Origin of the sequence: Streptomyces sp. NPDC057136 (genome assembly GCF_042670885.1) — a bacterium.
Taxonomy (GTDB): domain Bacteria; phylum Actinomycetota; class Actinomycetes; order Streptomycetales; family Streptomycetaceae; genus Streptomyces.
In genome coordinates, this window is sequence record NZ_JBHUUV010000008.1 from 193864 (window position 1) to 213980 (window position 20117).

A 20117-nucleotide genomic window follows, 5' to 3' on the forward strand; every position below is an offset into this window, starting at 1 on the left:
CGCCGATCTGCCGAAGCATGCGGTATCCGGCGACAAGCGGCCCAGCTTCGGAGCGGCGGACACGATGGCCACCGGATACACCGGGAAAGAATTCCTCGCCGGACTCTCGAAAGACTGGAAGCTGAAGCTGGACAAGCCCGTTGAGCAGGAGATGCCCGACGGGGAAAAGAGGACTTACGTCCACGGGCGCAGCGGAAGCGGGGTGACGGTTTCGGCTGGATACGCCGATCACGAGGACATGTCATCTCTTCTGTGCAAAACCAGCACGAACCAATCTGATGGTCTTGCCTTCCTCGCCGCCTGCACTGGGCTGGACGTGGTGGGAGTCGACCACAGCAAGGCATCTTCGTGGCTCGAGCAGGCGAAGAAGGAGACCGATTCCCTGTATGAGAAGAAGGTTGCCGAGACCGGAAACAAGAAGGAGTACGTCGTCAGCGGGGTGTTCACCTCGGGGCCGGTGGTGATGGTTCTGCACCGGGCGTATGACAAGTACTCGCTGAGGATTCTCGGAGGCGCGGTGACGTAGAGCAAGTAGCCGGCTTGCAGAGCGAAGGTCCCTGCTGGCTACGGCAGGGACCTTCGCTCTGCAGGCGTATGGTCTGCCCCTGGAACGTCTTGACGGGCAATCCGCTGTACAGGGGTCAGCAGAGGAGTTTTGCGGTCTTGTCCTTGTACTCCTGCATTTCACCTGCCTCGTAGCCCACTTCCTTCAGGTTCTGCATCAGTGCCGCCGTGTCTCCGCACAGGCGGGGACGCTGCTGATCAAGGTAGGACTTGACGCCTTCAGCGGGCAGTTGTTCCCACGTTTGTTTGATTTCTCTATTCTTCTCGTGCGCGTAGGAAAACTCGACCCATTCCTTTTCCCGGTCGGTCAGCTGGGATGTGTTGACAGACGTGCTACTTCCCCCGCATGAGGCGGCCATGAGAGTGCATGCCATCACGAGAAATATGCGCGCTTTCTTCACAACGCTCTCTTCCAAGTAGATTTCAGAGGCGCATTGTACTGCATGTACGCGCCAAGCACTCGAACGAAAACGTCCCGATTTGCGCATGTGCTCGCGTAAGCTGCGAGTGCCCTTCTGGCGCTGACCTCAATTCGGCAGTGGGGTGCGGTCGCTGAGCGGTCCGGCTCGCCTGTATTGCCCTCCTCCGGTTCGAGGGCATTGTCGTGGCTCGAGCCGACCTTTGAAGCTTTTGTCGGTAGACATCGTGGCGTGCCGCAGCGTATGGGGAGGGACGACCGTCCGCTCCACACCGAATTGCCCGATTGCAACGCAGCGTAGTCAGCACCAAGTCAGCACGGGAGTCAGCACCGCCCTCGCGAAATGCGCCGACCAGTGCAACTCGGACAGCCCTCTCGTGCCCGTCCCCACACAGCGGAAAGCGGCAGCCCGCACACCGGGCGGCAGAACTATGGTGTCCCGCCACATACGCCCCTGACCTGCACCTTCCTACGGTATGGCGACACGGAAACGTCCCCGCCAACCGCCCGGAAGTGGTACCCATGGCCGCCCCAGCAACCGCCCCACCAGCACCTTCGAACCTCCGCCGGATCGTCGCCGCCAGCCTCGTCGGCACCACCATCGAGTGGTACGACAACTCATCCGGTCACGGCTACGACCTGCGAATTCCAAGCCGCTATCCCTCGTAAGCCAGCACCGAACCAGCATCGGTATCGTTCGGTGCCGTTCACCATGCGATCCGCCGGTTCGCCCACACCGCGGCGCTCGCCGGCCAGGCCGTGGACACCGACCGCGTCTCCTCACTGAATCGCGTTCGCATCGTCCGCCGTAGCATCCCTTCCCAGCTCGAGCGGCTATCACCGCGCTCACCCGCACTCGTACCCTCAGCCGGCACCTCCCCGTCACGGCCGCCCGCGCCGCCTCGGCGGCGGGACCAGCCGATATCGGGTGCTGTGTCGGTCCTCGCCGACCCACCTGACCCCCTCCCCGATGCTCGCCTCCCTCCTGCCGTCGGCATGCAGCCGAACTCGTTTCGGTCAGGACCGAACAAGACCGGTGCGGCGCACGTATTGGAGCTGGAGCTACGACCAAGCCGGAACGGACCGATGCCCGATGAAGGATGGACGAGATGACCGCAACGACAAGAAGCGGGCGGACTTGGCGGGGGCGCGGGAGCATTGCTCTGGTCGCCTGTGGTGCGCTGGCCGCCGGAGGGCTTGCAGCTGCCGGCGTGGGCGTGCTGGAGGCGGAGACGGCGACAGCCTCGAGCCACCGGGAGGCACCCCTGATCTCCGGGCAGCCGCAGTTCGACAACACGGACGTGTACGCGTTCGTCAGCCCCGATCATCCCGACTCGACGACGCTGGTGGCGAACTGGCTGCCGTTCCAGGAGCCGGCCGGTGGCCCCAACTTCTACACGTTCGCCAACGACGCCCGCTATGACATCCACGTCGACAGCGACGGTGACGCCCAGGATGACCTGCTGTACCGGTTCACCTTCAAGGACCACCGTAAGAACGAGAGCACCTTCCTCTACAACACGGGCGCGGTGGAAAGCCTGACCGATCCGGACCTCAACTTCACTCAGACATACGACATAGAGCTTCTGCGGTTGCAGCACGGGAAGCCTGCCTCGCGCCACCCGCTGGCGAAGGGCCTGCCGGTCGCGCCGTCGAACGTCGGCAAGGCGTCGATGCCCAACTACCAGGCGCTGCACGACCAGGCGGTGCAAAAGATCGCCGGCGGGCTCAAGGCCTTCGCCGGTCAGGCCGATGATCCGTTCTTCCTCGATCTGCGGGTCTTCGACCTCCTGTACGGCGGTGATCTGTCGGAGGTCGGCAACGACACGCTGAAGGGCTACAACGTCAACACGATCGCCCTTCAGGTGCCGAACTCGTACATCCGAGAGTCCGCCGAGCAGCCGGTGGTCGGCATCTATGCGACGACGGAACGGAAGAACGCCTACGGTGACTGGACGCGGGTGTCGCGGCTCGGCATGCCGCTGGTCAACGAGGTCGTCAATCCGGTCAAGGACAAGGACAGGTTCAACGCGTCGTCGCCCGAGAACGACGGCGACTTCCTGAAGAACGTCACAGAACCCGAGCTGCCGAAACTCATCGAGGGAATCTACAAAATCAAGGCTCCGGCGGAGCCGCGCGACGATCTTGTCTCGGTGTTCCTGACCGGGGTGAAGGACCTCAACCAGCCTCCGGGCGTCAAGGCATCGGAGATGCTGCGCCTCAACACCTCCATCAAACCGGTCGCGGAGCCGAAGCGGCTGGGTGTGCTGGACGGCGACAACGCGGGCTTCCCCAACGGGCGGCGTCTGACGGACGACGTGCTGGACATCGCGCTGCAGGTCGTCGAGGGCGAGCTCGTCGGTTCGAAGAACGACCTGGGCGACGCCGTCGACGCGAACGACAAGAAATTCGGCAATACCTTTCCGTACGTCGCCCTGCCCACCGCCGGTTCCGACGTCAAGGCGGCGGAGGTGGCCACGAAGGCGAACACCACAGGACTGACGGGCGGAATATCCTCGATCACCGCATCGTGGGACGACGACACGGTGATGCTCGCCTCCGCGGGATCGGGGGCCGCGATGGTGCTGCTGGTCGGCCTCGGCACGGCGTGGTTGCGTTCCCGCCGTCGCACCGAACACCGGTCCTGGCTCGGCTGACCTCCAGCCGTTGGGCTGTCAGGTACAACGGCGGCCCGACCTCTCTTGACGACGACCCGCCGGCGTCATGCGTTTCCCCCCGCGACGCTGCCGAACCACCCACCGAGAACGAGGAGGGCAAGACCGATGCCCGTACGCAAGCCGCGGTTCGCGCGATGGTGTCGGCGACGGCATGGGCCGGGGCGTTGGCGCGTCTCCGCAGTCGTGGCGGTGACTCTCGGGCTCACGGTCACCTCGGTGGCGTTCGGGGCCGGTGGTGATGCGGCGCGGTCCGAGCGGGCCGGGCGAGCGCTCACGGCGGATGTGCCCATCGAGCAACTGGCCGTCGGGGAGCTCGCGCAGGGCATCACCACCTTGCAGCGGCACCTCAGGACGCAGCCCCGGGACGCCACTGGGTGGGCGACGCTGGGCGCGGCGTATATCGAACAGGCGCGGACCAGCGGCGATCCGACACGGTATCCGCAGGCCGAGGCGGCGTTCGAGCGTTCGCTGAAGCTGCGTGCCGCCCACGAGAACGACGCGGCACTCGCCGGGCAGGCAGCGCTGGCCGCCGCGCGCCATGACTTCGAAACGGCGCTGAGTCTGGTGGACCGGGCGCTGAGGGTGAACCCGTACAGCGAGCGGGCACTGTCCAGCCGGGTCGATGCCCTGGTCGAACTCGGCCGCTACGACGAGGCGCTGGAAGCGGTGGAGCTCGCAGACCAGCGGCGCCCCGGCATACCCGTCTTCACACGGTACGCGTATGTCCTGGAGTTGCGCGGCGACGTGAAGGGGGCACGTCGGGTGCTGCTGCGGGCGCTGGCCTCGGCATTCAGTACCGCCGATGTGGCCTATGCCGCCACATCGCTCGGCCACCTCTCCTGGTCCCAGGGTGAGTTCCGTCAAGCGCTGGACCATTTCGCGACCGCTCTGCGCGCCGAACCGGAGCACCTACCGGCACTGGAAGGACGAGGTCGTGCACATGCCGCGCTGGGCGAGCGAAAACGTGCGGTGAGCGATCTCGAAAGGGTCGTACGGCGTTACCCGCTGCCTGGGCAGCTCGCCGGCCTCGCCGAACTGTACGAGACGGGCGGACAGCGCCGGCAGGCCGCGGAGCAGTACGCGCTCATCCGTACCTGGACCCGCCTGGCCCGCGCCAATGGCGTCGCCACCGATCTGGAGTCCTCTCTCATCGAGGCCGACCATGGCAACGCCGCCGAGGCGTTGAAATCGGCGCGTGCCGAATGGACCCGCCGCGAGAGCGTGCATACGGCGGACGCTCTCGCCTGGGCGCTGCATGCGAACGGCAAGGACCAGGAGGCGCTGACGTATGCGAAGAAGGCGACCGCCGGGTCGCCCGGCTATCGGAACGCCTCTTTCCTCTTTCACCGGGGCATGATCGAGCGCGCTCTCGACGACGACGGAGCCGCGCGCCGCGATCTGCGCGCCGCACTCGATCTGAATCCGGGCTTCTCACCCACGGGGGCCCGCGACGCCGCATCCGCTCTGTCGGCGCTGACCCGGCTCCGGGGTGACTCATGATCCGCCGTACCGCCGCCTGCGCTCTCGCCACGCTGGCGACGGGCACTGTCCTGGCTCTGCTCCCCGCCCAGGCGGCGCAAGCACACCCCTTGGGCAACTTCACCGTGAACCAGTACGACGGTCTTGTCGTCGTTCCGGGGAAGCTCAACGTGGACCATGTCGAGGACCTGGCTGAGATCCCGGCCTCGCAGGAACGGAACCGTATCGATGCCGACCGGGACAACCGGCTGGCCCCGGACGAACTGTCGGCATGGGCCCGGACGCGGTGTGAGGGGGCCGCCGAGGGCGCTCGGCTCACGGTCGGGGGCAAAGGCGCGGGCGGAACAGGGGTCTCTGTCTCGGTGGGGAGCACGAAGGCGCAGGTGCGTGCGGGGCAGGCGGGGTTGCAGACGCTGCGCGTGACCTGCGAGATGACGGCGCCGCTGCCGGGTAACGCGCGGTTGCGACTCTCGTACCGCCCGGCGGACGTAGCCACCGGTGTCGGGTGGCGGGAGATCACCGCACGGGGCGACCGGATGATGATCTCGGGGGCGGGCGTGCCCGACGCCTCCCGGTCCCGGCGGCTGACCGCGTATCCCGACGATCTGCTCTCCTCACCGCCCGACTCGCGGTCGGCCACCTTTACGGTCCGCCCCGGCGGGTCGGCGCCGCCGGCCGGGAGCGAGGACGAGGCGATCGGTTCCCCGGCGATGGGCGTGCTGCCGCGCGGGACGGATCGTTGGACGCAGGCGCTGACCGGACTGGTCGCCCGGCACGAACTGACCGTGGGCTTCGCCGCGCTGGCGCTCGGAGCTTCCGTGCTGCTGGGTGCCATGCACGCGCTGGCCCCCGGGCACGGCAAGACCATGATGGCCGCCGCCGCAGCAGCGGGCGGCCGTAGTTCCCTGCGCGACATGCTGACACTCGGGGCTTCGGTCACTCTCACCCATACGCTGGGCGTCTTTGCCCTGGGTGCCCTGATCACCGCCGGCTCGGCGGCGGCGCCGACCGTGGTGTCCTGGCTGGGCATCGCGAGCGGCACCTTGGTCGCAGTCGCGGGGGTGCTGCTGTTGCGCAGGGGGTGGCGTCTGCGCCATCGCCCTCACGGCCACGGTCATCACCAAAACTGTGCACACGCGCATGAGAGCGCCCACGCACACGAGCACAGTGAGGACACCGGAACCCGGCTCGGTGAAGAGCTTGTTCCCGCTCTCACGACTGTGCGCCGAAACGAGCACGGCCGCAAAACCCCGGCCCGCTCCCACACGCCGGCGAGTCCCGGCCACGTGCATGGCGACGATCACATCCATGCGCATGACCATAGCCATTCCCACAGCCACCTGCCGCCCGCCCCCGGCCTGCGCGGCGTGATCCTCCTCGGCCTGGCCGGCGGGTTGGTCCCGAGTCCCTCCGCCGTCGTCGTGCTCATCGGCGCGGCCGCTCTCGGCCAGGCACTGTTCGGTTTTCTGCTGGTCCTGTCGTATGGAGGCGGGCTGGCGCTCACGCTGGCGGGAGCCGGGTTCGTGGTGGTGCGGTTACGGGAGACCACAGCGCGGAGGCTGGTGCAGCGGCCGCGAGGCCGGGTACTTGCACGTGCCCACCGGATGGCACCGCTCGCCACAGCCGCCGTCGTCCTGGTGCTCGGGTGCGGATTGGTGTTCAGGGGGCTGGCAACCGCTCTGAGGTGAGAGTACGGACTGGCCGGGCATGAAATCGCACCAAGAGCTGCGATCGCGCCGCCGCACCCGGGAGGACGCCGCCCTCGTGAGGGCTCACGAGGGCGGCGGACCATCCGCTGCCGGTCCTCGCCCTGGCCACATAGGCAGTGACGGGGAGGCAGGTGCGCCATCCCGGCCTGCCCACCATGGGCTGCCTGCGAACGATCAGGTCCAGCTTTGGGAGTACCGGCGGCGGTAGCTGTTTCGCCGCTGAGCCGACCGGATCGAGCCGGTTGCCACCAGCCCGAGAAGACTCACAGCGATGACCAGCAGCCCCGGAGTGAGGGTCCGGAGGCTGATGAATCCGATAGACGTCGGAAGCTCGGATACTCCTGGCGCGACGGCTCCTGCGGCAGACGGCGGTGGGACCGAGCCAGTGCCGCTTCCGACAGCGGTGGTGTCAGCGGTCAGTCTCACTCCGAGGGCTGCCATCGCGGTGGTTGCCGGCTGGAAGTACGTAATGCCACCGACGATGCAGTCGCCGTTGCCCCCGGACGTCACGCCGAGAGCCAGCCCCCCTGCGAACAACGGCCCCCCGCTGTCCCCGGGTTCGGCGCAGACCGTCGTCTCGATCAGGCCGGTCACTGTGCCCTCGCGGTAATTCACCGTCGCGTTCAACGCAGTCACCCGGCCGGAACGCACCCCTGTGGTACTGCCACTACGAAAGACCTGTTGGCCAACGACCGCGTCGGCGGCCGCCGTAATCCTTATCTCCTGGTCACCACCGACACTTATGACACTCCTGGCACCGGAAACGTCACCGTTCTCGTACTCGACGAGCGAGTAGTCGCTGCCGGGAAAGTTGCCGACCGTTGTGGTGCCGAATTGCTGGGCGCCCGTTGCATCCTGGAACCAGGTGGTTCCACGTGAACCGCAATGACCGGCTGTCAGGACGAAATTCCGTCGGCCGTCGGTCACATTGAATCCTGCGGAGCAGCGTCCGTTGCGGGCAAAGATCGGGTCCGCGCCGTTGAGCCTGGTGGAAAAGAATCCCGTGGTCCGTTGCATGTGCACGAAGCTGCCGATCTCCTCGGCGAGGCCCGACATCCGTGACCAGTCCACGGCGGACACGGTGCTGTCGGCATGCACGACGATCCGGTTGGACGAGTAGTCCACCGCCCACGCTGTGCCGGGCACCCGGGGGGCTCCGCTCAGGGCATCGGTGGCCGACCGGAGGCGGCGCATGCTGTGGCGGACGACTTTGGCGCGTGCCCCTGCCCGTCCGACCTCCGCCGCGGCCTCTGTATCGGTCACCGCGACAACCGGGCGGCCGTCGGAGCCGATCCAACTACCCGCAGTACGCGATGTGCCGAGCCGCGAGACCAGACTCGCGCCGAGCTCGGGAGGCAGCACGGTGCCGCCTCCGCCGTCTGCCGGGGCAGAGGGTTCGCTCGCCACGGCGCTTGTCATCATCAGCCCGCCACAGAGCAGTCCGCCGACGGCCGCCAGCCGCGCGATCCGTTGCAGGCTGCGTCGTGCGTGACTCATCCGTCGCCCCCTCGAAACCGTTCGGAAACGGCGTCACCGACGCCTGGGGCCGCGGGATTCAGCGCCCTCTACTCCATACGTGCCACCTTGCCGTTTCGTTCACCCGGCTATGGCTGCCGCTCGGCGGGAGGGCGCCCCGCCTCGTCGAAAGGGCGGAGCCTCGTTCGGCCCAGGAGGCTTTCACATCCGTGCGGCGGCCGACGCGGTGGACGACGATGACCGCCGCAGGAACCAGGGGAGCCTCACAGGTTGACGGCCAGGAGCAGGGGCGGAAAGAACCCGACCAGGCATTTGGCACCGTAACCGGCGAGCACGGACGTGGCTCTGGAGATGAGGCACGTGAGAGCGGTGACACCGATGCTGTGCTCCATGTCCGCACTCGTCGCCCGCGCGATGACGTGGCCAGGCGTCGCCGGCTTTGAGTCGGGGCGCGGGCCCGTTCACCGACCGTGCGGCGCCGGCGCCTGTGCAGACGCGCCCAGGACGGCATGCTCGGCGTTGACCAAGCCCGCCCGGCCTACCGCGACACCACTCCGCAACAACCCTGACTCGGCAAGCAATCAAAGCTCCATCGGCTGCTTCGGCTCCCGCCGCTCAGGGCAGCACCGGCCTCCGATTGGGCGCGTTGTGCCGCCACCTCTTGCCAGCCCTTCTTCAGCCGCCGCCAACCGGCCTTCGCAGTCTCCATTCCGAGGACGCCACCCGCCCGCCCCCGGGATGAGTCCATACCTGCGGCAGCATCGGCCCCGCCGTCCTCACAGCCCCCTTCGAGACCGAGACACGCGCCTCACGGGTCTACAAAAAGGACGCGTCCAAACGGAACCTCCAGCCGTCCGCTCCGCACCGAATTGCCCGATCGCAACGCAGCGTAGTCAGCACCAAGTCAGCACGGGAGAGGTGAAGACGGGTGATGACGTGGGCTTTTAGTCAGCACCGAACCAGCACGGGAGCCAGCACCGCCCTCGCGAAATGCGCCGAACAGTGCAACTCGGACAGCCCTCTCGTGCCCGCCCCCACACAGCGGAAACAGCTCCGCAGCACCTCCCCGTAGCGGCAGCCCGCACACCGGGCGGCAGAACTATGGTGTCCCGCCACATACGCCCCTGACCTGCACCTTCCTACGGTATGGCGACACGGAAACGTCCCCGCCAACCGCCCGGAAGTGGTACCCATGGCCGCCCCAGCAACCGCCCCACCAGCACCTTCGAACCTCCGCCGGATCGTCGCCGCCAGCCTCGTCGGCACCACCATCGAGTGGTACGACTTCTTCTTGTACGGATCGGCCGCCGCGCTGGTCTTCCCCAAGTTGTTCTTCCCCGAGTCCGATCCGCTCGTCGGCACCCTGCTCTCCTTCCTCACATACGCGGTCGGCTTCGCCGCCCGGCCCATCGGTGCTCTGGTGTTCGGCCACTACGGCGACCGGCTCGGGCGCAAGAAGCTGCTGGTGCTGAGTCTGCTCCTGATGGGTTGCGCAACGTTCGCCATCGGGCTGCTGCCGACGCACGCCACCATCGGGACCGCCGCTCCGGTTCTGCTCACCGTCCTGCGTCTGGTGCAGGGCTTCGCCCTCGGGGGCGAGTGGGGTGGGGCCGTACTGCTGGTGTCGGAGCACGGGGACGCCAAGCGGCGCGGTTTCTGGGCCTCCTGGCCGCAGACCGGGGCCCCGGCGGGGCAGTTGCTGGCGACCGGAGTACTTGCGGCGCTGACGGCGCTGATGTCCGATGCGGCGTTCCTGGCCTGGGGATGGCGCATCCCCTTCCTGCTTTCCGGCGTGCTCGTGATGGTCGGCTTGTGGATTCGTCTCTCTGTCGATGAATCACCGGTGTTCAAGGCCGCTCTGGCCCGGGCATCGGAGCGCAAGGCGACCAGCGAAAAGGCCGAGAAGATGCCCCTGGTCGCCGTGATGCGCCATCACTGGCGGGACGTTCTGATCGCCATGGGTGCGCGGATGGCGGAGAACATCAGTTACTACGTCATCACGGCGTTCATCCTCGTGTACGCGACCGTGGCGGCGGAACTGAGCAGGCAGACGGCACTCAATGCCGTACTGATCGCCTCCGCCGTGCACTTCGTCGTGATCCCGCTGTGGGGCGCGCTGTCCGACCGGATCGGGCGCAGGCCGGTCTATCTCATCGGTGCGGTCGGCGTGGCGCTGTGGATGTTCCCGTTCTTCGCCCTGATCGACACCCGCAGCTTCGGGAATCTGCTGCTCGCCATCACGGTGGGGCTCATCTTCCACGGCGCGATGTACGCACCGCAGGCGGCCTTCTTCTCGGAGATGTTCGCGACGCGCATGCGGTACTCGGGTGCGTCCATCGGTGCGCAGTTCTCGTCGGTCGCGGCCGGTGCGCCGGCTCCGCTGATCGCCACCGCGCTGCTCGACCACTACGGCACCGCGACGCCCATCGCCCTGTACGTCATCGCCGCCGCGCTGCTCACGATGGTGGCGATCCTGTGCGCGAAGGAGACCCGCAACCGGGATCTGTCGGACGTCGGGGCGGAGCCCGATGACGAACCGGGCGCGAAGGCCCCGGTGTCCGCCGACGCCCGCAGCGTCTGAGGGGGTCGCTCCACCTCGCCCGGCTCCATGCGGGGGGCCGTCCGCCACCGGTGAGGTGACGGGCGGCCCCTCTGCGCTACGGCTGCTCGGGCTGGGGGCTGCGTTCGAACCAGGTCGGTCCGTCGGTGAGGGCCTGCTTGATCCGGAACAGGGCGAACTCGTCCAGTGACGGCAGCGTGTCGACGGAGAACCAGCCCACCTCCAGCGACTCGTCGTCGTTGACCCGCGCCTCGCCACCGGTGGCCCGGCAGCGGAAGGTGATGTCCAGGTACTGGCAGCGGTCGCCGTTGGCGTACTGCACGGGCTGAAGTGCCTGGGTCAGCACCACCCGCTCCGCCACGCAGTGCACGGCGGTCTCCTCGTACACCTCGCGTTCGGCCGTCGCCGCGGGCTCCTCCCCCGGCTCGCTGATGCCGCCGATGACGGACCACTTGCCGGTGTCGGAGCGCCGGCCGAGCAGCACTCTGCCCTCGTCGTCGAAGACGATCGCGGTGACACCGGGCAGCAGGAGCAGCTGATGACCCGCGGTCGCGCGGATGTCTCGGATGAAGTCGGGAGTAGCCATGCGCCGAGCCTACGTGTCCGTCCCACCGGGAACGGGGGCGGCGGGAACGGGGGCGGCGGGCTCGCCCAGCTTACGGGTGCGTACGCCGCGGACCGTCACCCAGCCGAGGCCGGCCACGGCGAGCAGCGCGAGAATCCCCTCGGGCAGCGGGCCCATGCGGGTCGCGGGCGTCAGCGAGGACCGCAGCGGCACCTCGTCGACCAGAGCGGCCGGGGTGAACATCTTCGTCTTCTGCACGATCGTGCCGTCCGGCCGGATCACGGCGCTGACGCCGCTGGTGACGGGGACGACGACGGACCGCCCGTGTTCGACCGCCCGCACCTGGCTCATCGCCAGCTGCTGGTACGTCATCTCGCTGCGCCCGAAGGTCGCGTTGTTGCTCGGTACGGCGATGAGCTGCCCCCCGTGCTTGACGGTGTCGCGTACCGCGTCGTCGAACGCCGCCTCGTAACAGGTGACGAGCCCCACCTTCGTACCGGCCAGGTCGAATACGCCGACCTTCTTGCCGGGTCCGAAGTCACGCTGCACCCGGTCGACGTCCTTGCTGAAGATACGGACGAAGGATCGCATCGGCATGTACTCGCCGAACGGCTGGATGTGGCGCTTGTCGTACGTGGCGACGGGGCCGTCCGCCGGGTCCCACTTGATGAGGGTGTTGCGCAGGGGGCCCGTTTCGGGGGAGACGACAGCGCCGATGACGGTCGGCACACCGATCGCCTTGACGGCGTCATCGATCACGATGCGGGCGTCGGGGTTGCGGTACGGGTCGAGGTCGGAGGAGTTCTCCGGCCACAGGACGAAGTCGGGCTGGGGCACGGTGCCCGCCTCCACCTCACGGGCGAGCTGTTCCGTGCGGCGGGCATGGTTGTCCAGGACCGCGCGGCGCTGGTCGTTGAAGTCGAGGCCGAGGCGCGGCACGTTGCCCTGGATCGCGGCGACGGTCGCGGTGCCGTCCTCCGCAGAGGCGTCGACGAGGGGCAGCGCGCCGAACGCCGCCGCCACGGGTACGACGACGGTCGCGGCGGCCACGGCGATCGCGGCCCGGGGGACGGTGCCGGTCGCGCGGTACATACGGAACTGGCGTACCGCTTCGAAGAGTCCGAAACCGCACAGCACCACCGCGAAGGAGAGCAGCGGGGTGCCGCCCAGTGCCGCGAGTGGAAGGAACACGCTCTCCGCCTGGCCGAAGGCGATCTTCCCCCAGGGGAAACCGCCGAACGGCACACGGGCCCGGAGCGCTTCGTCGAGCGTCCAGACGGCCGCGGCCCAGACCGGCCAGTACGGGAGGCGGGTGACGGCGCTGATGCCGACGCAGCCCACCGCGATGAAGAGCGCCTCCGCGACGGCCAGCGCCAGCCACGGCACGGGGCCGACCTCTTCCCCGGTCCAGTGCAGCAGCGGCAGCATGAAGCCGAGGCCCGCGAGGAGGCCGAGGCCGAACGCGGCGCGCAGCCGGCGTCCGAAAAGGACCCAGCCGAGCAGGGCGAAACCGGGCAGAACCAGCCACCACAGGGGGCGCGGCGGGAAGCTCGCGTACAAGAGTGCACCGGAAAGTGCGGCCGCGGCCGGGCGGACGAACCGCGGCCACAGCTTTCTGCCGCGGGAGGCGGGGGCGGACGGCGATTCGTCTATGGAGGTGATGGTGGCGCTCACCTGGCGGAGTCTACGGCGACCGCCTGTGGGCACCGCGGTCCGGGACGGTTCCTCCGTAGTCCCGTACGGGCCGGGCCTCGTCCGGTGACGGGTCGGGAGCGCGGTACGCCGCAACGTTTCTGCGCCATTCCCCCACATGCGGGCTCCACGGCCGTTAGCGTGTGCGCCAGTCTCTGCCGATCGGCCGGATTCCGGCCGTCGTGGGCGGAACGGTCGAGGCCGGGGGGTCGACACGATGACCGCATCAGTGGGCCGGTACGTCTCCAGTGAGCGCGGCAACGCCTCCGACGCGGCCGGAGCCGTGATTCTCGCTGCCTGCGCCATCTGGTCGCTGCTCAGCGCCGCGGGCCGCGACACCCGGCCCGAAGGCGTCCTGCTCGCGCTGCTGGCGGTCGCGGCCGGGTTCACCTGCGGCCGGATCTGCGGAACGCTCCTCCCGGTCGTCGCGGCCTCCGCCGCCGCGCTCGCCGCCCTGGTCATGGCCCTGGTCTCGCGCCACGGCATGCCGGGCGCCACGGCCGCCGCCGACATCACCCCGGGTCACACGGGGGCCGCCGCCGCCCTGCTGGTGCTGGCCGCGGGATCGGCCTGCTGCGCGGCGGCCGCGGCGGACCGGGCTTCGCTGCGCGTCACCCTGCGTCTGCTCGCTCTCGCCACCGCGTGCGCCGCGCTCACCCTCGGCTCGGTCTTCGGCTTCATGGCGGCCCTGGGGGTGCTGCTCTGCTCGCTGGCCGCCATCCGGATGCGCCACAGACTGCTGGGCCTCGCCGGGCTCGGGCTGGTCGCCGGCCTGATGGTGGGGCTGTCGTGGGCGGTGGCCGAGCACGCCTTGCCGGACGGTCTCGCAGTCTCCCTGGAGGGGCCACTCACCCGGAACCGGGTGCTGCTCTGGCGGGACGCCGTGGAACTGACGAAGGAGAACCCGCTGCTGGGCGTGGGCCCGGACCGCTTCGGTGAGCTGAGCCCCACCGCCCGCGAGTCCCTCCGCTCCGACGGAAAGCCGCACTCCGCGCCCCTTCAGCAGGCTGCCGAGCAGGGGGTGGTCGGCGTCGCGCTGCTGGGCATCGCCTTCGGCTGGCTGCTGTACGTGCTGTGGCGCTCGCCCCGGACGACGGCCGTGGTGCTGACGGCGGGTGCGGCGCTCACCGCCCTCGCCGCCCTGGCAGTCGTCGGCAACGCACTGAGCTTCACTCCGGTGACGGCGGGAGCGGGCCTGCTGGCGGGGCTGGCCTCGGCACGGCGCACGGTGGGCGAGGACGTCGACTGATGGGGCAGCAGTGGGGACACGCCCCGAGCCCGACGGCCCGCGTCAGGCCTCGGTCGCCCGAGGTCCCGTCGCCGACAGGTGCAGCCGGTCGCGGATGAACCGTACTGCCGCTTCCGCGTTGTCCACCGTGACCGTGAAGGTTCTGCCGTCGCCGAGTCTCAGCACCAGACCCTCGCCTCTGCGCACCACCACCGCCGTACCCTGCTCGGGGCGCCAGCGGTAGCCCCAGCCGCCCCATTCGCGTGGGGTGACCTTGGGTGCGAACTCCGCGCCCACCACATGCGTGAGCAGGATGCGGCGGCGTGGCAGGCCGATGTGGCCGCAGCGCACCTCCAGGGCGTCGCCGTCCACCTTCACCGCCACGTGGACGAAGGCGAGGGTGCCGAACATGATGAGCAGTCCGGCGGCGATGCAGCCGATGACGGACATCAGCAGGGGGGCGATTCCGGAGGTCCAGGCCGAGTCGACGGCGAGCTGGATACCGAGGGCCATGCACCCCGCGCCCGCAGCCGCCAGCAGCCACTGCGCACGGTTGGTCGCGCGGCCGTGCCAGACGGTTGACGGGGCCTCGCTCGAACCGTGGCTGCCCTTGCCGGTGTGGTCCCTCATGCCAGGCAGCGTACTCAGATTTCGCGTGCCGGGGAGGGGCTGTGAGCCCGATCAGGGGCTCTCGGGCCGGTCAGCGGACGGGGCTGAGCGCCTTCAGCAGACGCCCTTCCTCGTAGGCCAGGGCGGCTTCCGGCAGCTCGGCGGCGCGTCCGCTGAGGATGACGGCGAGGGTGCCGGCCGGTTCGGCCGACGGAGGGGTGCCGGCGCCGATGCGGCGCAGCGCCTGGGCGGCGACGGCGCCGGCCGAGCCGTGCAGGGTGACGGGGGCCCGTCCGGACTGCTGGACGGCGGCACGGATGCGTTCGCCGACCAGTTCGTAGTGGGTGCAGCCGAGGACGACGGCCCGTACGTCCGGCGGGGTGAGGGCCGCCGCCGCCGCAATAGCGCGGTCGATGGCGGGCTCGTCGGCGTGCTGCACGGCGTCGGCGAGGCCGGGGCAGGGGACCTCGGTGACGGCGACGGAGTCGGCGAAGTCACGGATCAGTGCGCGCTGGTACGGGCTGCCGGTGGTGGCCGGGGTGGCCCAGATGGCGACGGATCCGCCGCCCGTGGCCGCCGGCTTGATCGCGGGCACGGTGCCGATGACCGGCAGTGCGGGCTCCAGTTCGGCGCGGAGCGCGGGCAGGGCGTGGACGGACGCGGTGTTGCAGGCGATGATCAGGGCGTCCGGCCGGTGCACGGCCGCCGCGCGGGCCACGGCGAGCGCGCGCTCGATCACATCCTGCGGCGTACGCGGTCCCCAGGGCATCCCGTCCGGGTCGGATGAGAGCACCAGGTCGGCGTCCGGCCGCAGTCGGCGCACCGCCGCCGCCGTCGGGAGCAGGCCAATTCCGGAGTCCATCAGGGCGATCTTCACCCGGTCACCATAGTCGACACCCCTTGCGGCCCTGTGGAAGTGGGGCAGACTTCGGCGGATGAGCGCCGTTGCCTGGATCGCCGTGGGTTCGCTGATCGTGTGGGTGTGGCTACTGCTGGGGCAGGGGTTGTTCTGGCGCACTGACCAGCGGCTTCCCCGGCGCACGGACCCAGCGCGCTGGCCGTCGGTGGCCATTGTCGTCCCAGCCCGGGACGAGGCCGACATGCTGCCCGTGAGCCTGCCCTCGCTGCTGGCGCAGGACTATCCGGGCGAGGCCGAGATCTTCCTGGTCGACGACTGCAGCAAGGACGGCACCGGTGATCTCGCCCGCACGCTGTCCGTACGGTACGGGGGGCTGCCGCTCACGGTGTCCTCGCCCGGTGAGCCGGAGGCGGGCTGGACCGGCAAGCTCTGGGCCGTCCGGCACGGGATCGCGCTGGCCCGGGCCCGCAAGCCGGAGTTCCTGTTGCTGACGGACGCCGATATCGCGCATGAGCCGGACAGCCTGCGGGAGCTGGTCGCCGCCGCGACCACGGGGACCGCGGACGGTTTCGACCTGGTCTCGCAGATGGCCCGGCTGCGGGTGGTCAGCGGCTGGGAGCGGCTGATCGTGCCGGCGTTCGTCTACTTCTTCGGACAGCTCTATCCGTTCCGCCGGGTCAATCGGGCGGGCTCGGGGACGGCCGCCGCCGCGGGCGGCTGCGTGCTGCTGCGCATCGAGGCCGCCGAGCGGGCGCGGATTCCGGAGTCCATCCGGCAGGCGGTGATCGACGACGTGTCGCTGGCGCGTGCGGTGCAGCGCAGCGGTGGCCGGATCTGGCTGGGGCTGGCGGAGCGGGTGGACAGTGTCCGCCCGTATCCCCGGCTCGGGGATCTGTGGCGGATGGTGTCGCGAAGCGCGTACACCCAGTTGCGGCACAGCCCGCTGCTGCTCGCCGGGACGGTGCCGGGTCTCGCGCTCGTCTATCTCGCCCCGCCCGGCACACTCGTCACCGGGCTGCTGACGGGCGACGCGGTGGCCGCGTGGGCGGGAGGGGCTGCGTGGGCGGTGATGGCGGGGACGTATATGCCGATGCTGGCGTACTACCGGCAGTCGCTGTGGCTCGCGCCTCTGCTGCCGGTCACCGCGCTGCTGTATCTGTTGATGACCGTCGATTCGGCTGTGCAGCACCGCCGGGGGCGCGGCGCGGCCTGGAAGGGGCGTACGTACGCCCGTCCCGAGACCGCACCGGACCGGTGACGCGGGCGGCGCGGGCTCACTTGCGGCCCGGGGTCCAGTTCATTCCCCAGCCGTAGGCGGCGTCGATGGTGCGCTGCGGGCTCACTCCGCGCTGCGGGACGAGATAGCGGGCCTCGCGCTGCACGGTGAGGTCTCCCCCGTTACTGGTGATCAGCGCGAGCGCGCAGACGGTGGAGGGCACGGTGCACTCGTCGAGGGAGAAGTCGATGGCGGCGCCGTGCTGCGGCTGGAGAGTGACCGTGGCATGCAGATCGGCGAAACTCCGGGCGCCTTCATAGATGGTGACGAAGATCAGAAGGCGGCGCAGCCGGTCCTTGTGGTCGAGGTTGACTGTGAGGTTCTCACCGGTGGAGAGGGCGCCGGTTCGGTCGTCGCCGTCGAGATGGATATAGGGCGGCCTGCTGAGAGAGCCGAAGGAGTTTCCGAGTGCCTGGACAACTCCCTTGCTGCCGTCGGTGAGTTCGTAGAGTGCGCAGAGATCGAGATCGAGGTCGGCGTGCATCGCGACGGCCCGGCCGAGTTTGGCGCCCCAGCTCTTGAACTGTTTGCGCACTTCCCAGTTGAGATTCACACGAAGGGCACCCGAGGTGCCTCCTTGTTTGGACAGGGAGACGGAAGGCGCTTCCTTCGTGAGGGTGACCTTCGTCAGCCTCACGGGCTGTGTCACGGGCGGAGCGGGCGGAGCTGCCGGTGCGGGAGGTGCGGGCGGCGGTGCCATGGGGGCCGGCGGGGGCGAACTCAGGGTCGCTTGTGACGCCGGGGGCCGGGGAGGCTGCTGCGCCTGTTGTGGTTCGTCGACGGAAATACCGAAGTCCGTGGCGAGGCCCTCGAGTCCGGTGCCGTATCCCTGACCGACGGCCCGGAATTTCCATGCTCCCTGGCGCAGGTAGAGCTCGCCGAGGATGAACGCGGTCTCGACGGTGGCGTCGGTGCTCTCGAACCGGGCCGTCTCGGCGCCGCTCGCCGCGTCCACGACCCGTACGTACAGCCCGGTCACCCGGCCGAAGCTCCCGCCGTCCGCCGAGGCCGCGACAACGATGCGGTCGATGGCGGGCTCGATACGCGAGAAGTCGACCGCGAGGGTGTCCGTGACCCGGTCGCCTGCGGTCGCCTTGCCCTCGTGGCGTACCGCGCCCGATGCGTGGGCCGGCTGGTTGTAAAAGACGAAGTCCGCGTCGTTGCGAACCTTTCCCGAGGCGAGAAGGAGCGCCGAGGCATCCACGTCCGGTGCCCCCGGGGTGGTGCGCCACCCCAATTCGACCCGCACCGCTTGAGCCGGCACCGGAACATTGGTTCCTTTTAGCATGGTCATGCTCGCCCCCATCGCGAGTCCGGCTGCCCGAAAGCCTTTCCCGGCACAACCTAATCCCCGGCGCACCGGAGAGCCCACAGCCGTGACGGGTCCGGCTGGGCGATCCGCCGGTAACCCCCTGTGAACTCGCCCTTTACACGATCATCGAGCGCTTGGGTGCCCTATTTTCCCAAGTTCGCTCGCATTGGGGATCCCTGTTCACTCACAACACCCAAATCAACCCTCTTATCGGGCTCCCCAATCAGCACATCGTGGGCTTAACTTAGGTGCCATGACCTCCCCCCGCTCCACCTACGGCGGCGGCTACTACGCCGCACCGTCGTTCCCCGACACTCCGATCTACGACTCCCTGGTCGCGGAGCGGGGCACCCCTCAGATCGCACCGATCCGAGTGCCTGCCGCCTATGACACCGGCAACAGCTATCTGCCGGCCCTGCCGTCGGCGCTGCCGGCCCTTCCCGCGGCTCCCTCCCAGCCGTCCTACGGGTACCAGCAGCCCGCCCCGCAGCATTACCAACAGGCGCCGATGCAGCCCGCCCAGTTGCAGCACGCCCCTGCGCCGTACATCCCGCAGCAGCCGAACGCACCGCGCGGCTACCAGCAGCAGCCCCAGCCGCAGCGCCCCGCGCCCGGCACGGGTTACGAGTCGATGCGTCCGGCTTCGCCCCGGCCCGCCCCGGTGGCGTCTCCGTACGAGGACCCGTACAACCGCCCGTATCAGGGCAGGGGGTACTGACCGGCTGGCAGCATGGCCGCATGGATCTTCCCGTGCTGCAGGCCGTCCATATCCATCCGGTCAAGTCACTGGCCGCGTACGCGCGAAGCGAGGCCGCCGTCGAGCCATGGGGACTCGACGGCGACCGACGCTGGATGCTCGTCGACGCCGCGGACAGGGTCGTCACGCAGCGCCAACGCGCCCGCATGGCGCTGATATCCGCCAGGCCGCTGCCGGGCGGTGGGATCGAACTGTCGGCGCCGGAGAACGCGCCACTGACCGTGGAGGTCCCCGCGCCGGGCCGTACGGTCGCCGTGGATCTGTTCAAGCAGAAGATCGAGGTCGTGGAGGCGTCGGGGGACGCCCACGAGTGGCTCGGCGCATACCTCGGAGCGGAGGTCCGGCTCGTCCATCTCGACGCGCCCGCGCACCGCAGGCCCATTCCGCCCGAGCACAGCAAGCTCCTCGACCCGGCGCACGCGCGCCCGGGCGAAACCGTCAGCCTCGCCGACGAGTTTCCGCTCCTGCTCACCACCCTCGCCTCGCTGGATGCCCTCAACTCCCTCGTCGCCCAGGGCGAGTACCCGGACGAGGGGCCGCTCCCGATGAACCGGTTCCGGCCGAATGTCGTCGTGGCGGGCACCGACGCATGGGCGGAGGACGACTGGCGGCGGATCGCCATCGGCGATGTCTCCTTCCGGGTGGTGAAGTCGTGCGGGCGCTGCGCGATCACCACCACCGACCAGGCGAAGGCGGAGCGCGGCAGGGAGCCGCTGCGGACGCTCGCCCGCCATCGCCGGATCGGAAAGGACCTGATCTTCGGGCGGTATCTGATCCCCGACGGGACCGGAGTGATCCGGGTCGGGGACCAGGTCCGCGTCCTCGGCTGACCGGCCGGTTCCCGGGAACTGTCCCGGACGACCCGGACGTTGGGCAGGGTGAGGTTGCTCTCTCTTCGCTGCTCCGGAGTGCGAACCCTTCCGTATCGGGTTATC

At 69.3% G+C, this 20117-nt stretch carries 18 protein-coding genes; 10 read left to right on the top strand and 8 right to left on the bottom strand.

From position 1 onward, the window contains the following. Window positions 1-64 precede the first annotated feature (64 nt). Complete coding sequence (locus ACFT7S_RS13255) at window positions 65-526, top strand: hypothetical protein (RefSeq protein ID WP_382730646.1); 462 nt, start codon at window positions 65-67, stop codon at window positions 524-526. 115 nt (window positions 527-641) lie between these two features. Here ACFT7S_RS13255 and ACFT7S_RS13260 read toward each other — a convergent pair whose 3' ends face one another. Next, a complete protein-coding gene (locus ACFT7S_RS13260) occupies window positions 642-965 on the bottom strand; it encodes a hypothetical protein (RefSeq protein WP_382730648.1) in 324 nt (107 codons plus the stop codon). Between the two features lie 539 nt (window positions 966-1504). Between ACFT7S_RS13260 and ACFT7S_RS13265 the strand changes: the two genes are divergently transcribed. The 4 genes from ACFT7S_RS13265 to ACFT7S_RS13280 all read left to right on the top strand — a co-directional run bounded on the left by ACFT7S_RS13265 (window position 1505) and on the right by ACFT7S_RS13280 (window position 6827). Then, window positions 1505-1651: a hypothetical protein gene (locus ACFT7S_RS13265; RefSeq protein ID WP_382730870.1), complete on the top strand. Its 147-nt coding sequence runs from the start codon at window positions 1505-1507 to the stop codon at window positions 1649-1651. A gap of 440 nt (window positions 1652-2091) precedes the next feature. Further along, window positions 2092-3639 carry a DUF4331 family protein gene (locus ACFT7S_RS13270; protein WP_382730651.1) on the top strand — a complete coding sequence of 516 codons (1548 nt, stop codon included), beginning with the start codon at window positions 2092-2094 and terminating at the stop codon, window positions 3637-3639. Window positions 3640-3849: 210 nt separating this feature from the next. Next, a complete protein-coding gene (locus tag ACFT7S_RS13275) occupies window positions 3850-5160 on the top strand; it encodes a tetratricopeptide repeat protein (protein WP_382730653.1) in 1311 nt (436 codons plus the stop codon). Beyond that, window positions 5157-6827, top strand: a complete 1671-nt coding sequence (locus tag ACFT7S_RS13280) for a nickel transporter (protein WP_382730655.1) — start codon at window positions 5157-5159, stop codon at window positions 6825-6827. Before ACFT7S_RS13275 ends, ACFT7S_RS13280 begins: the two co-directional genes overlap by 4 nt. A gap of 195 nt (window positions 6828-7022) precedes the next feature. On the opposite strand, the gene ACFT7S_RS13285 is transcribed toward ACFT7S_RS13280, so the two are convergent. Further along, the gene (locus ACFT7S_RS13285; RefSeq protein WP_382730658.1) at window positions 7023-8345 is read right to left on the bottom strand and encodes a S1 family peptidase; all 1323 of its coding nucleotides are present in this window, start codon (window positions 8343-8345) and stop codon (window positions 7023-7025) included. A gap of 242 nt (window positions 8346-8587) precedes the next feature. Further along, on the bottom strand, window positions 8588-8716 hold the full coding sequence (locus ACFT7S_RS13290; protein WP_382730660.1) for a hypothetical protein: 129 nt from the start codon (window positions 8714-8716) through the stop codon (window positions 8588-8590). Between the two features lie 800 nt (window positions 8717-9516). Here ACFT7S_RS13290 and ACFT7S_RS13295 point away from each other — a divergent pair. Continuing rightward, window positions 9517-10905: an MFS transporter gene (locus tag ACFT7S_RS13295; RefSeq protein ID WP_382730661.1), complete on the top strand. Its 1389-nt coding sequence runs from the start codon at window positions 9517-9519 to the stop codon at window positions 10903-10905. Window positions 10906-10981: 76 nt separating this feature from the next. On the opposite strand, the gene ACFT7S_RS13300 is transcribed toward ACFT7S_RS13295, so the two are convergent. Both ACFT7S_RS13300 and lnt read right to left on the bottom strand, forming a co-directional pair. After that, window positions 10982-11470 carry an NUDIX domain-containing protein gene (locus tag ACFT7S_RS13300; RefSeq protein WP_382730663.1) on the bottom strand — a complete coding sequence of 163 codons (489 nt, stop codon included), beginning with the start codon at window positions 11468-11470 and terminating at the stop codon, window positions 10982-10984. A 9-nt stretch (window positions 11471-11479) separates the two neighbouring features. After that, window positions 11480-13123 carry an apolipoprotein N-acyltransferase gene (gene lnt / locus ACFT7S_RS13305; RefSeq protein ID WP_382730665.1) on the bottom strand — a complete coding sequence of 548 codons (1644 nt, stop codon included), beginning with the start codon at window positions 13121-13123 and terminating at the stop codon, window positions 11480-11482. A 235-nt stretch (window positions 13124-13358) separates the two neighbouring features. Between lnt and ACFT7S_RS13310 the strand changes: the two genes are divergently transcribed. Next, window positions 13359-14390 (top strand): O-antigen ligase family protein, encoded by a 1032-nt coding sequence (locus tag ACFT7S_RS13310; RefSeq protein WP_382730667.1) that lies wholly within the window; start codon window positions 13359-13361, stop codon window positions 14388-14390. A gap of 42 nt (window positions 14391-14432) precedes the next feature. Here ACFT7S_RS13310 and ACFT7S_RS13315 read toward each other — a convergent pair whose 3' ends face one another. Next, window positions 14433-14999, bottom strand: a complete 567-nt coding sequence (locus ACFT7S_RS13315; RefSeq protein ID WP_382730669.1) for a hypothetical protein — start codon at window positions 14997-14999, stop codon at window positions 14433-14435. Window positions 15000-15069: 70 nt separating this feature from the next. After that, window positions 15070-15855, bottom strand: coding sequence for a glutamate racemase (locus tag ACFT7S_RS13320; protein ID WP_382730671.1), 786 nt, complete (start codon window positions 15853-15855; stop codon window positions 15070-15072). 58 nt (window positions 15856-15913) lie between these two features. Here ACFT7S_RS13320 and ACFT7S_RS13325 point away from each other — a divergent pair, with 58 nt between their 5' ends. Then, on the top strand, window positions 15914-17095 hold the full coding sequence (locus ACFT7S_RS13325; RefSeq protein ID WP_382730674.1) for a glycosyltransferase: 1182 nt from the start codon (window positions 15914-15916) through the stop codon (window positions 17093-17095). Between the two features lie 16 nt (window positions 17096-17111). Here ACFT7S_RS13325 and ACFT7S_RS13330 read toward each other — a convergent pair whose 3' ends face one another. Beyond that, entirely contained in the window at window positions 17112-18419 is a 1308-nt protein-coding gene (locus ACFT7S_RS13330; RefSeq protein ID WP_382730677.1) for a TerD family protein, read from the bottom strand. A 259-nt stretch (window positions 18420-18678) separates the two neighbouring features. On the opposite strand from ACFT7S_RS13330, the gene ACFT7S_RS13335 reads away from it, so the two are divergent. Further along, window positions 18679-19143, top strand: coding sequence for a DUF6643 family protein (locus ACFT7S_RS13335; RefSeq protein ID WP_382730679.1), 465 nt, complete (start codon window positions 18679-18681; stop codon window positions 19141-19143). A gap of 20 nt (window positions 19144-19163) precedes the next feature. After that, window positions 19164-20012 (top strand): MOSC domain-containing protein, encoded by an 849-nt coding sequence (locus tag ACFT7S_RS13340; RefSeq protein WP_382730682.1) that lies wholly within the window; start codon window positions 19164-19166, stop codon window positions 20010-20012. The last annotated feature ends 105 nt before the right edge of the window (window positions 20013-20117 follow it).